At 42.1% G+C, this 13,458-nt stretch carries 14 protein-coding genes and 1 tRNA gene; 12 read left to right on the forward strand and 3 right to left on the reverse strand.

Going from position 1 to position 13,458, the window contains the following annotated elements; all coding sequences use genetic code 11:
- Positions 1–30: 30 nt before the first annotated feature.
- Positions 31–117: transfer RNA gene (locus tag K9M07_04805), tRNA-Ser, on the reverse strand.
- Positions 118–231: 114 nt separating this feature from the next.
- Here K9M07_04805 and K9M07_04810 point away from each other — a divergent pair.
- The 8 genes from K9M07_04810 (at position 232) to K9M07_04845 (ending at position 5,880) form a co-directional block, all read left to right on the forward strand.
- Positions 232–1,221, forward strand: coding sequence for a hypothetical protein (locus K9M07_04810; protein ID MCF7852542.1), 990 nt, complete (start codon positions 232–234; stop codon positions 1,219–1,221).
- A 66-nt stretch (positions 1,222–1,287) separates the two neighbouring features.
- A complete protein-coding gene (locus K9M07_04815) occupies positions 1,288–2,172 on the forward strand; it encodes a zinc ABC transporter substrate-binding protein (protein MCF7852543.1) in 885 nt (294 codons plus the stop codon).
- On the forward strand, positions 2,169–2,891 hold the full coding sequence (locus tag K9M07_04820) for an ATP-binding cassette domain-containing protein (GenBank protein ID MCF7852544.1): 723 nt from the start codon (positions 2,169–2,171) through the stop codon (positions 2,889–2,891). Before K9M07_04815 ends, K9M07_04820 begins: the two co-directional genes overlap by 4 nt.
- On the forward strand, positions 2,884–3,702 hold the full coding sequence (locus K9M07_04825; protein ID MCF7852545.1) for a metal ABC transporter permease: 819 nt from the start codon (positions 2,884–2,886) through the stop codon (positions 3,700–3,702). The genes K9M07_04820 and K9M07_04825 overlap by 8 nt, the downstream gene beginning before the upstream one ends.
- Positions 3,703–3,859: 157 nt before the next feature.
- A complete protein-coding gene (gene rplU / locus K9M07_04830; GenBank protein ID MCF7852546.1) occupies positions 3,860–4,174 on the forward strand; it encodes a 50S ribosomal protein L21 in 315 nt (104 codons plus the stop codon).
- A 5-nt stretch (positions 4,175–4,179) separates the two neighbouring features.
- Positions 4,180–4,434 carry a 50S ribosomal protein L27 gene (rpmA, locus tag K9M07_04835; GenBank protein ID MCF7852547.1) on the forward strand — a complete coding sequence of 85 codons (255 nt, stop codon included), beginning with the start codon at positions 4,180–4,182 and terminating at the stop codon, positions 4,432–4,434.
- 24 nt (positions 4,435–4,458) lie between these two features.
- A complete protein-coding gene (gene obgE / locus K9M07_04840) occupies positions 4,459–5,481 on the forward strand; it encodes a GTPase ObgE (protein ID MCF7852548.1) in 1,023 nt (340 codons plus the stop codon).
- An 81-nt stretch (positions 5,482–5,562) separates the two neighbouring features.
- Entirely contained in the window at positions 5,563–5,880 is a 318-nt protein-coding gene (locus K9M07_04845) for a hypothetical protein (GenBank protein MCF7852549.1), read from the forward strand.
- A gap of 7 nt (positions 5,881–5,887) precedes the next feature.
- Here the strand turns inward: K9M07_04845 and K9M07_04850 are convergent, their stop codons facing one another.
- Positions 5,888–7,168 (reverse strand): MFS transporter, encoded by a 1,281-nt coding sequence (locus K9M07_04850; GenBank protein MCF7852550.1) that lies wholly within the window; start codon positions 7,166–7,168, stop codon positions 5,888–5,890.
- Between the two features lie 120 nt (positions 7,169–7,288).
- On the reverse strand, positions 7,289–8,884 hold the full coding sequence (locus K9M07_04855; GenBank protein MCF7852551.1) for a hypothetical protein: 1,596 nt from the start codon (positions 8,882–8,884) through the stop codon (positions 7,289–7,291).
- 171 nt (positions 8,885–9,055) lie between these two features.
- On the opposite strand from K9M07_04855, the gene K9M07_04860 reads away from it, so the two are divergent.
- From K9M07_04860 to K9M07_04875, 4 genes are all read left to right on the forward strand, one after another.
- Entirely contained in the window at positions 9,056–10,357 is a 1,302-nt protein-coding gene (locus K9M07_04860; GenBank protein MCF7852552.1) for an MFS transporter, read from the forward strand.
- Positions 10,358–10,434: 77 nt separating this feature from the next.
- Positions 10,435–11,424: a hypothetical protein gene (locus K9M07_04865; GenBank protein ID MCF7852553.1), complete on the forward strand. Its 990-nt coding sequence runs from the start codon at positions 10,435–10,437 to the stop codon at positions 11,422–11,424.
- 37 nt (positions 11,425–11,461) lie between these two features.
- The gene (locus K9M07_04870) at positions 11,462–12,526 is read left to right on the forward strand and encodes a hypothetical protein (GenBank protein ID MCF7852554.1); all 1,065 of its coding nucleotides are present in this window, start codon (positions 11,462–11,464) and stop codon (positions 12,524–12,526) included.
- A gap of 6 nt (positions 12,527–12,532) precedes the next feature.
- Positions 12,533–13,288 carry a class I SAM-dependent methyltransferase gene (locus tag K9M07_04875; protein ID MCF7852555.1) on the forward strand — a complete coding sequence of 252 codons (756 nt, stop codon included), beginning with the start codon at positions 12,533–12,535 and terminating at the stop codon, positions 13,286–13,288.
- Positions 13,289–13,458: the final 170 nt, after the last annotated feature.

Below are 13,458 nucleotides of genomic sequence, written 5' to 3' on the forward strand. Positions count from 1 at the left end.
CAAGCCGAGGCGGCTTGGCCTTTGTTATTTCGGAAGAAGAGGGATTCGAACCCTCGATGCATTTTACTGCATACACGCTTTCCAAGCGTGCTCCATCGGCCACTCGGACATTCTCCCCTATGCTGTGTAATTGGGGTGATTAACTGAGAGGGAATTTTAAAGAAATCGATGAAAAGAAACAAGCTTAATGCTATAATTTTGCACTTCATCATAAAAAAAACAGGGTTAAACATGGCGTGTGCAGCTTCCGTTCCCACCCCCTTACCACTTCCGTTTTGCGACTATGTTGCTTATAGAACGGAGTCTACAATGGGGAACCCTCCTTTTTATCCTATTGATACTGAGGAGTCCCTAGAAAGATTAATTACCCTTCTCAATTTATCCGAATCCGAAGTGAGCAGTCTTCTGACGACTTTTAAAACAGATCGTATTTTTATTCAAAAAGTGCTTTTGACTAAAGAAATGGGAAGACATGCCGTTTTAACAGATAGGGGCATGCAGTTAATTGCCTCTCACTATCGTGAAAAGTACAATTATCCAATTGAAGTGGCCTATCCTAGGAATATTTTATCTAAAATCGACGCAATGCGAAAAGCCCATCCTTTTTTTGGCCTCATTATAACCCAACCACGCCTTAGTCATGTCATCCCCATTTTTTGTCATCAGAGCGAGAAAGACCACAAACTTTATATTTTATTTTTAGATTCGCTCGGGTCTTTTTCACATGAGACATCCAATGAACTGAGAGTTTTTTTCACGAAAAACACTCCTACGGATAGTGTTTTATTATTCACCGATAAACCAAGACAGGCATCTCGCTATGGGTGCCAACAAGACGCCCTCGTCACACTCAAATATACGATGCGCCATTGCACCGACACTAAACCCTCCCATATGCCGGATATTTTAGACATCACAAAGCGGGAAGACTCCTCCATTTTTAAAACCCCATCATGCTGGGTTCCCGGAGCCCAAATTTTTAGAGATCTCGATGGCCGATTTGATGGTGTTGTCATTAATAAAAGAAGCGAGACTGTTTTAGATCTGCGCAAACGCTATACCACAACCATAGAACAACTCTGGAAAATGGAGTTCGATAAAGGGAAATGCGAGATCGAATCTAGAACCGTAACGAGATCCGTTTGCAGTTTTCTACATCGAAAAGCCCTCGCTTATAGAAAGTATATTCTAGACCGCTATTTCCCTCCTGCAGAGGGATAACCCAAACCCTCTTTGTTTTAATTATATCTCCATGTTAACCTAGGCTGAGATGTCTTTGGAGTCTTTATGAGAAAACTGTTATTATTTGTTTTTTGCCTATCCTCTCTTTTTTTCTTTATAGGATGTCAAAAAAAAGAAACCCTAAAATCTTCTTCCGTTATTCTTGTCAGCGTTGCGCCTTATTACCCTATTGTCTCAGAACTCGCTCAAGGCGTTGCTACCGTTGAAGTCGTCGTTCCTAAAGATAGCAATGTTCATTTTTATGAACCGACTCCCTCTGATATTAATAAACTTGCCAATGCGGCCATTTGGTTTGGGACAGGCGATGTCTTCGAAAAGAAAATGTTGCCGGCGCTTGAAGCGCGAAGCCCACTTAATTATGTCGACTTATCAAAAAGCGTCGAGCTCATCCCCTCTTCCGACAACTTATGCCACTCCCATCATCACGACGGACATAGCCATGACCATTCGGGCTATCCCGACCTACATATTTGGATGAGTCCCGTTTTGATGAAAGAACAAGTCAATGCCATGCTATCTTATTTGATTCTTTGGAAACCCGAAGAGGCGGAGCGCTTCCAAGAAAATGCCGCGGTGGTTTGCAAAGACCTAGATGAACTCAATCATAAAATTCAGACGATCCTCGCCCCTTACCAAGGAGATGCAGTCCTTCTTTCACACCCTGCATTAGGTTATTTTTGTCAGACCTATGGACTAGAACAACTCTCTATCGAGTGCGAAGGGAAAACCCCGTCTCCTCGCGATATGGAGCGCCTCCTTAAACATCTCGATCATACACAAATCAGATGCGCCTTTAGCCAACCTCAATTCGATAATCGAGCTCTTGTAAAAATTGCAAACGACTTGTCCATCCCAACTTACTCAATGGATCCCTATGCTATTGATTATTACAAAAATCTTTTCACAATTGCGAGTGAGATAGCCCAGTGATTGATTTTAAAGATGTCCGATTTTCCTATGATCGCGCATTGATTTTAAAGGATATTTCATTCCACATCAATCAAGGTGAATTGATTGGTATTGTGGGACCGAATGGCGGTGGAAAAACGACCCTTCTTAAACTGTTGATGGGACGGCTCACACCTTCTAGCGGCTCGATTTCAATCTCAGGACAGTCGCCCTTTGCATTCCGCACCTCGATCGGCTACGTGCCTCAAGTGGCGCATTTTGACAGAGAATTCCCTCTCACGACTATCGATCTCGTACTGATGGGATGTACTCAACACTTAAGCGCATGGGGTTATTTTAAGGAAGAAGCCCAAAAGCTCGCTGAGGAAGCGCTCAACAAGGTGGGACTGCTTGAAAAAAAAGATGAGCTATTCGGACAATTATCAGGTGGACAAGCGCGCCGCGCTCTCATTGCAAGAGCCTTGGTCAGCTCACCTTCACTTTTGCTTCTCGATGAACCGACGGCCAATATTGATGTCGAAGCGGAAAGTGCGATTTGCGATCTTATCGTAAGCCTGAAAAAACAAATGACGATTTTAATGGTGACACATGAGCTCCCGGGGATTATCCCTCATGTCGATCGCGTCCTATGTATTCAAAATACCCTATCGATTTTATCCCCGGAAAGTGTTTGTAAACACACAGCTATTGGAATTTATCACACGCCACAAAAGACAAACCAAGAGCGTTGTGATGATTGAGTTTTTTCAAAATAATATCTTTTTATTGATGGGTCTTACCGCCGCTCTTTTTGCCTCTTTTTCATCAGGTATTGTCGGCTCATACGTCGTATCAAAGCGCATTGTCTTCCTTGCAGGGGGCATTTCCCATTCCGTTTTAGGTGGGATGGGCCTTTTCCTCTATCTTAACCGCGTTTTTCATCTTCCTTGGCTCAATCCCTACTTAGGAGCCTTTGTTTTTGCGATTATTTCTGCATATTTAATTGGCTGGATCCACCTCAAACACAAGCAACGAGAAGACACGGTCATTGCAGCCCTTTGGGCCTTTGGAATGTCTATTGGAGTTATTTTTGTCTCCCTCACTCCCGGATATAGTGTCGAAATCATCCAGTTTTTATTCGGCAATCTCCTTTGGACGAGCTCGCTTGACCTCCTTTTTCTTCTCCTATTGAATGTTGTCATTGGGACACTCGCCCTTCTTTTTCACCGCAAATTTCTCATGATCTGCTTTGATGAAGACCAAGCCTATCTCCAAGGCGTTTCCTCCTCCCGCCTCTACTTTCTCCTCCTTTCGATGATCGCCGTCACAGTCGTAGCGCTCGTCCAAGTGATCGGAGCCATCTTAATCATCGCGATGCTCTGCCTTCCGGCTGCAACTGCAAACCTGTTCAATAAACGCCTCTCGAAAATGATCTTCTCGGCGATTTTCTTTTCGCTTATTTTCAGTATTTTAGGCACCCTCTTCTCCTATCTTTTTAATTGGCCTCCCGGAGCAACAATTGCCCTTACCTCAACGGTAGGCTATCTCCTATCCGTTATGATCAAACGGTAAAAAATTTTTTACACCGGTATGAACTTGACTTTCATTGAGTTTTACTTTAAGATTATGCCGATAAAATAGATAAATCCGTCTTTTCTCGAATTTTAGTGTGACTATACCGATAGTTATTCGATAGCGGATGGAATGTAAATAATTTTTTGGAGGACTGATGTACGCAATTATCAGAAGCGGCAGTAAACAATACCGCGTGCAGGAAGGCGATACAATCGATGTTGAATTACTTGAATCTCAAGAAGGACAGACTGTTGAATTCGATGAAATCCTATTCTATAACAACGGATCGGATATCAAAGTAGGAACGCCCCATATCAGTGGATTCACTGTTGAAGGTGAAATCTTAGATGAAGTGAAAGGTCCTAAAGTCATTGCCTTTAAATACAAAATGCGCAAAAGCAGTAGAAAAAAAGTGGGACACCGTCAAAAATATTCTAGAGTGAAAATTACAAAGATTAAGGGAGCGTAACGTCAATGGCTCATAAGAAAGGTCAAGGATCGACACGTAACGGTCGCGATTCAGAATCAAAACGCCTTGGTGTGAAAAAAACGCAAGGTCAATATGTTAAAGCGGGAAACATACTCGTTCGTCAACGCGGTACAAAATGGCATCCCGGTAAAAACGTAGGAATGGGAACTGATTTCACTCTGTTTTCAACAGTAGAAGGAACAGTTGCTTTCAGAAAAGCAGATAAAACTGTTGTTTCTGTCATTCCTCTTAATGCATAACCATCTTTAAAGGAGAGCCGGGTCATGTTTGTCGACCAAGTCAAACTCAATTTAAGAGCAGGCAAAGGCGGCAATGGGATCATTGCCTGGCGCCGAGAAAAATTTATTCCTAAAGGTGGCCCTTGTGGGGGTGACGGTGGATCGGGCGGCTGCGTCATCATCGAAGCCTCTCATGACATCTATGCTCTTGATAAATACCGCAATACAACACACATCACTGCTGAAAACGGTGGACAAGGCGGCACTAACCGATGCCATGGTAAAAATGGCAAAGACCGCATTATCCTCGTCCCTTGTGGTACTCTTGTGATTGATTCCGCATCGGGTGAAATCCTTCACGATTTAACACAAGACAAACAACGCGTTGTCATCTGTCAAGGTGGAAAAGGCGGGAAAGGCAACGATGCCTTTAAGACTCCAACCAATCGCGCCCCTCATATTTGTACTAATGGCCGTCAAGGCGAATCCATTGATATCGAACTCGAACTTAAAATGATCGCCGATATCGGTTTTGTTGGCATGCCCAATGCCGGAAAATCAACCCTCCTCTCAAACATCACGGCTCATAAAGTCAAAATAGGCGACTATCCCTTCACCACGCTCGTCCCTAATTTGGGATTCATTCAATTCCCTGATTTCACGCGGCTTACCTTTGCCGATATCCCGGGACTCATCCAAGGCGCACACCTCAACAAAGGCCTCGGTTTTGAGTTTCTCAAACATATAGAACGAACCGCTTCCTTAATTTTTGTCCTCGATGCATCGGATCCCCTATGCTCACCTATTGAAGCCTTTCAAATCCTGCTTAAAGAACTCAACTCCTATTCGACAGCCCTAATGCAAAAGCCATTTCTAGTCGCACTAAATAAATGCGAATGCGAAGAATCTCAAGAACAAATCAATGAGTTCACGGCTAAATTTCCCTCATTCAACACGGTCATCATTTCTGCAAAAGAACAACTCCATCTCGATCAACTCGTCGATAAAATCCAAGCCATCACCCCTAAAAATGTTGAAGTTGAAGCTGAGCCCCTCCTCGTTTATTAACTCACCTTACGCGAAAATGCTGTTTAAAAAACCCTCAAACCGCCATCTTAATAAAAAAACCTATTTTTGTTGAGAGGACTCATGCAAAACTCCAAAATGGAAGGATCAGATGTTTTTTATCAAGACGTCGATCGCCACTTAATCAAGGAATTTAAACTCTATTTCAACCTTCTCATCAACTCATTTAACAACAATGATCTGAATAGCGAATGTGACTATATGGGGCGTTTGACAAGTTTAATTCATAAGCTCGAAGCCTATAAAAAACTCCCCCATGGATTGAAAGAGATGGTTGATCGGGTTAAATATATCCAAAACCATATTGAAAATATCCAAGAGATGCAAGAAATCGATCCTGAAATCAAAAAAGTTCAAGAATCTCTCGATAAAATGGGCTAATCCAAATTTAATCGATGTAGTCAAAACGTCGATTGCGCTTTTGTGCTTTTTTATAGTTTTGATGTGCAAGCAAAATCACTAGCGCTATCAGTAGAAAGAGTGCCGCTACATAATAGATCCAATCGATATTGATTTCTGCTGAGAGCAATCCCCCTAAAAGAGGACCAACAATCCAACCGAGCGCCATCATTGATTGACTAAGTCCCATGACTTTTCCCTGCATATTGATGGGGGCAGAGAATGAAATGAGATTAAGAATATTGCTCATTCCAATCCCGGCAAATACGGCCGAAATCACATAGATCCAACTAAATGCGGTATAGTAATAGGCGATTGATGTAAGGAGAATCAAAACAAAAGTAGCGGCAATTCCAATTTTTGCTACAGTAGAGCTCGCCAACTTTTTCAGCAAAAACCAATTAAATAATGAACCACCTAGCGACCATGCCAGGCCAAATCCAACTAAGACCCAAGAAACCTCCAACTCCGATACGCGAAATCGTTCAATTGAAAACGGCGAAAACCATTGAATGGTCATTCCCCATCCAACCACCCAAAAGAAATAAATCACATAATACCAACGCACCTCGCGAATCTTGAATGAGGTGGCGATATTTTTAAATCCGCGCCATATTTCAACATCAAACTTTTTCGTTCTTGTCGCCCTGGTCTCTTTAAATAACGCCGCCACAGCCCAAAGTGCAATCATCGCGAGAAGCGCTGAAACTAAAAAAGGCAGTGCAGGATTAAATAAGTGATATAGAGCGTGATCGGAAAAATATCCACCGATCACCATTGCCATAATCCAGCTGATTCCGGCCGTCATCGCAATGAGTCCATAATGGCGCCCTCTCAACCGTTCCGTTGGACACATATCTGCAATGGAAGCCAAACAAATAGCTAAATTTCCCGCTACAAAACCGCAAATTAATCGCCCAATGACGAGAAGCACATAGCTATGCACTAAAATCCCAATCGCCGATAAGACATAACCGATGACAGCCCCAATCAACGTGACAAAAAAAGCCTTTTTTCTTCCAAAATGATCCGCGAGATCCCCAATAAACGGGGCCCCAAATAACTGAGCCAAGGGGAAAACAGCATAAAGAAGGCCAATTAAGAAATTGCGAACACCTTGTGAAGCCTCAGCAGATACCATCCCATACGAAGGATCTAAAAGCAACGGCCCAAAAATTGCAAAGACAAGCGCAAAGCCAAAATTATCGAGAAAAAAGATAAAATAAACGGGGAATAAAGACGATCGTCTCATTTCAAGCTTGGTTGCCATAGATAAGTCCCTAGCTAATCACACTATTGACTCCCCTATTGCATACCCCTTTTATTTCTGAAAAGAAAAAAGGCATCTTCTGAAACGAAGATGCCTTTTAATCGAGTTAACAATAGCCGGTTATGCGATACTCTTTCCATCATTATCAAGATCTGAAGAGTCAAGCAAACCCGTATAAAATCCTACATCACCAAATCCACCTAACTCCCCATCTCCATTATCACTTGTATTATCATCAAAATCTATTGAAGTAACATTGGATGCTCCTGAAGCATCTATACTTCCACTAACCGGCGACCCAACATTCCTTTGAGATCCTAAGGAAGAATCGCTAGAACTCCTCGAGTAAAATTCTATATCACCACTGAAGCCGGAACTGCCTCGACATCTAGGATCTGAGCTTGGACGACTCCTTAACGGGAAAGCTAGCTTCGCTCCGTCTATCATCGCTTTTTTTAGTGGTATCGTAGGATCTCCTTTTACAGCTTCATTTAATCTTCCTTTATAGCTATGAATTTTGTCCCAATCATCTTCACCTAATGATCTAATTTCACCCTTATTAATCAACTTACTTAATACACCCACATGAAACCAAATGGCAGCATCGTCTTTACGCTCTTTATCCGCACATCGAGCTAACACATTAAATAATCCCATATTTTCCTTACTTAAGGGGATTTTTTCTCCAACACCATACAATACAAGCACAGCGTCCCTGCCATTACCATAAACACGTAACGTCCCTTTTTTCAAGTCTCTGATCTGTTTCAAACTATCATAAACTGACTTAAGCTGATCACGATCAACCACCCCATTGTCCATAATTGTAAAGCGATGCTGAATGTCTTTGCTTGTCAAACTAGATCCAATGGCTTTGATTGTTCCTGATATCACGCCTAGTGCAATGCCGGCAACAACACCTGCAATCCCTCCAACAAACACCCCTGTTAGCCCAACTAAAACACTTCCTCCGATCGGTATAGTCGAACCAACAATTGCTCCTCCCACACCGCCAATCACTGCCCCCATCACAGATAGCGTTTTCATTGAATTTTTAATCTCAGAATAGAAGATGGAACCGACTGATTCAGCCGTTGAATGCATAGCCACTAATTTTGAGCCTTCTTTCTCTAGTTTTACATTATTGTTAGAAAGCTTGATTTTTTCGCATCCAAGAAGCGTCGCTACCCCACTCACACCGTCCGGTGAAATTTTTGTTAATAGGGGCTCGACAGCCCCACTCTGATATAAATCTCTTACCTTTTCAAATTGATCGTTATCAACGAAGGCTATGTCTAATGTATACAATTCTTGTGCGAAAGCATTTCGGACTTTGTAAGCCTCCACAATGGTTGCAAACACGCCAATCGTTGCACCGATAACAGCCCCGGCGATGCCTCCAACAGCAATACCAACGATGCCACCCACAACGGCTCCACCCACTCCACCCACAATAGTGCCAAATAAAGGAATGACAGATCCAATCGAACCGAATCCACCACCACCTAAAACAGCACCCGAAACTGCCCCCAATGCCAATCCGGCCTTAACCCCTGACCCCATCCACTCACCCATGCGGCGAAGAAAAAATTGCCCCAATGTGTCCGTTTTAAGAGTAGCTGTCATCCAACCCCTATCCCAATTTAATGTGACATGTGAATTGTTAGAAAGAATTTCCCTAGCCGATGCGGCGTTAAGCGTAACTGGCAAGCTCATAATTAAACCGTTATTATTAATTTTATGATACTATCATAACATAATTTAACTTAAATTTATCTATATCATTTCAAATTAATTACAAAATCTTATATTTAACTTGACTAAGACCTATTCAATTTAAAGGTGGTTTTTAAGCACCTAATTATCATCTACTTAAGGCGCTTTAGAATGAAATCAAAAAAATGGACCGGTAAATACCACCCCCTAAGATGGATCATTTGGCTGCTTGCAATCACTTTTCTATTCTATGAGTATTTTATTCGGGTGACCCCAAGCGTTATTATCCCTGAACTAATGCAAGCCTTTGATATTAAGGCAGCTCAGGTCGGCCTTCTTTCGTCCTTTTACCTATATGCCTATGCCGTTATGCAAATCCCGGTCGGAACACTTTCCGACAAATATGGAGCAAGGCGCCTACTCACCCTAGCATCAATGCTCTGCGCTGCCGGAGGCCTTCTCTTTGGGATGGCCGATCACCTGGGAATAGCTAGCATCGGCCGCTTTTTAATGGGGATCGGCTCCGCCTTTGGATTTATAGGGCTCATTTATGTGAGTACCCACTGGTTTCCCCAAAAAAGATGGGCCCTTCTCATCGGGATTGGCAACTCAATCGGAATGCTGGGAGCGGTATTTGGAGAAGGCCCCCTAAGCTTTGCCGTACGGATCTGGTCTTGGAGACCTGTTGTCCTCATTCTAGCAGGAGCCGGAGTGCTCATCGGCATTCTGATTTTCCTTATTGTGCGCAATGACCCCAAGGAAGTGCGCCATGAAGAGAAAAAGCAACATATTCCCTTTTGGAAAGGGGTTTGGATCGTCTGCAAAAATAGCAAAACATGGGTCATCTCATGCGCATCGGGCCTTTACTACTCGTGTTTGCTTGCATTTGGAGCTTTATGGGGCGTCCCCTTCTTCGAAGTTGCCTATGGATTTTCAACTGAAAAGGCAGGCTTTGCCACCTCAATGATCTATCTGGGATTTGTCATCGGAGGACCTTTTGTCGGAATGATCTCCGATCGGCTTAAACACCGCAAAGTGATGCTCGTCATCCTCACACTGCTCACCTGTATCGGGATGATCCCGGTGATCTACTTCCCCCATCTTCCGACCTACGCCGTCTTTCTCCTACTCCTAATTACGGGAATCTTTGCATCGGGACAGCTTCTTAGCTATATCTTTGCTATTGAATCCAATCCTGTTGAACTCAAAGCAACGAGCGTGGGATTTGTCAATGCCATGGTCTTTGTTGTCGGCTCCATTATGCAACCGATCATCGGAGCTTTTTTAGAAATCAGATGGAGCGGCCTCCTCAAAGACGGCCTTCCGGTCTACAGCATCGCCGACTATCAATTCGCCTTTTCCTGGTTTCCCCTCCTCCTCCTCCTTGCCTTCATCCTCCCCTTCTTCATCAAAGAAGAAAAACACCTCCTCTCGCTCAAAGACGAAGTGAAACAAGACCTAAAAGACCTCTAAATCATAAAAAAGTTGTTTTAAAAACCGCGTCAAACGTATAACTCATCGCTAATCACAGTAACAAAGCGGTGAAAAAGATGCGCTACATTATATTTAGTCTTTTCTTTTTGATGATCAGTATTCAAAGCTATACCTTTGATCGTGTCATTATTTGGGGGCATAAGCTCCATTCCCATACGCATTCATATATTCATCATGGTTTTTATCGCGCGTTCAAAGCACTGGGTTATTCAACCTATTGGGTTGACTCACTTCAAGACCTTCATGGCATTGAGCTTTCAAACAGTCTATTTCTAACGGAAGGCCAATGCACCGATCACATCCCCCTTAGGAAAGACTGTGACTATATTTTGCATAATGTGGATCAAACGCAATGGAAAAATAAAGTCGATGAAAATCGCATCCTTGCCATTCAAGTCTTCACCATTGATGTGCTTAAAAGACAATCAAGCGAACATTCAGTTGAAATCGAACCCTACTTATTCTTTTCCAAAGAGCACAAAATCTTATATATGCCTTGGGCAACCGATCTATTACCGGATGAAATCGAGCAAAATAAACTCCGCTTAAAAACTCAAGGCATCTCAAATAAAAATCATTTAATTGCTTGGGTTGGAACCATCGGCCAAGGAGAATTTGGCAACTCCAATGAAATTCATCGCTTTGTCAATGAAGCAAAACATTTAAATCCTAAAATTCGATTTGATCCCGGGAAAAAAAATCTTTCCATGGAAGGCAATTGCACGTTTATTTCTAAAGCCTATTTGGCTCCTGCCATTGTTGGACAATGGCAGAAAAAACAAGGCTATATCCCATGCCGCATCTTCAAAAACATTAGTTATGGTGCGATGGGAATCACCAACTCTTACCACACTTGGAAGCTTTTTAAAGAAAAAATCATCTACCATCCCAACGAAAAAACCTTGTTTCACTTAGCGCAAGAACGCATGAAATCCTATACCCTTGAAGATCAACTTGAAATAATGGACTTTGTTAAAGACCATCACACATATATCAATCGCATTCAAACGATCTTAAAATGTCTCAATACATGTAAAGGAGTCTAATTTGTCTATGCTATACCGCCTGTTATTAATCCTTTGCATGGGGCTTGTATCTAATATCACAGCAGAGCAAAAACCCCTTAACATTAAAATGCTCCACTTAACGTTTCATAAGGGATGCGCACTTGAGATTGAGGCCATGGCAAAAGAGCTCTCAATTGATCTGACAACCTGGTATATTCATGATTTGCCCCCTTTATTTTTTGACGGGATGTCTAAAGGATCTACACTCTATAATATTGGGCATGATAGAGCTGAAAAAATTTGGAACCTACACCGCGATTTTTTTGAACAATTTGATCTCATTCTCACCTCTGATACAGCTCCCCTTGCTCGTATTTTTTTACAAAACCATTCAAAAATCCCCTTGGTTATTTGGATTTGCAACCGTTTTGATTATTGTGATTACGCATCCCTTGATTGTCATTTTCCCGATCCTGAATTCTACCGCTTATTCCGCAGAGCAAAACACCTAAATCATATTCGATTTGTTGGTTATACTCCCTTCGAACACACTTATACTAAAATGAAAAGAGTCGATACCGGCCAACTGACGATTAAACCGGCAGGTCTTTACTACAATCCGAATCAACAAGCTTCTTCGATTCCTAAAACTATAAATAAAAATACCACTTTTTTTATCCCCCCCTATCTCAATGACGCAATATTACCTCCTGTATTGGGAAAGTTGGATATTCCCTTTTATAGAGGCCGCTATGCCGGCCGAAATGATTTAAAAGATTTTAAGGGCATTATCCATATTCCCTATGCCTGGTCAAATGTCGCTCTTTTTGAAAACTGGGAGTCCGGTCTTGTCTATTTCATTCCATCTGAAAATTTTTTAAAAACCATTTCAATACAATATTCTTTCTTCTGGTCACCTCCCTTTAAACCGGCTTATCTACATCAAAGTGAATGGTATTTGCCTGAGCATCAAAACCATTTTGTCTATTTCGATTCCTGGGATGACTTAAAATATAAAATTCAACACACAGATTTTGAACAAAAAAGCCAACAAGTTCAGCAATTTGCTCAAAAACACAAGCAAAGAACTTTAAATGCATGGCACCAACTCATTTATGAATTATCCTCTATAAAAAGGTAGACCTTTATGAAAAAAATGATTCTCTTTTTAGCTTTATGCACAACTGCATTTGCAGAGCATCCTCTGGATCGGTATAAAGCTTATCTGGAAAATGGAACCTATGAAAATCAAGATTTTTCCCATTTAGCTAGAAAGCCGCTCTCGCGCTATGACACCTTTAAAGCTGCATTTGAAGGATTTAAGAAAAACCACGGCAAAATCATTGTTGAACTGGGAACATCACGCAGCTTTACTCACGGGGGACATCCCGGTTGCAACCTAGACGATAGACGCTTTTGGACACCTTCTCAACCTGAGAATTGGGATTGGGGCGCAGGTTTTTTCACCCGCATGTGTGCTGAAACTTTTAAAGACCATCCCATTGAATTCCACACCGTCGATTTAATCCGCTCTCATATTGCGAGATGCCAATGGATGACAAAAGACTTTCCCTTTATCCGCTACCATGTCAATTCATCCCTGATTTTTCTAAAAAATTGGAATCCCGGAAAAAAGATCGATCTCCTCTATCTAGATACCGGAGATATGACTCCTATTGAACCAACAGCCCAACTTCAACTTGCTGAAGCCAAACTCATCGTGAGCCGCAATCTCATTGCCCCCGGTGGCCTTATACTCGTTGATGACGTCAGAAACCAAACACCTAGGAAATTCGGAGAAACATCAGACCTTGGCAAATCCAAATATGCGCTTCCCTATCTCCTCAAAAATGGCTTTGAGCTTGTCATGGATGAATACCAAGTCTTGCTCCGCAAAATTTAATTTATATACAAATAAACTCATAACTCAGGTTAAAAGAATCGAGTAGGGGGAGGCTTTTCACCTCCACCCTCTCACACCGTAGTAACCGGGAAATAAGCCCACCTTATATTTACAATTAAGCATGCTATGGTTGTATGAAGGCAGTTCATTTTTTTTTGCTATTTATCAGG

Source organism: Simkaniaceae bacterium (assembly GCA_021734805.1).
GTDB lineage: Bacteria > Chlamydiota > Chlamydiia > Chlamydiales > JACRBE01 > Amphritriteisimkania.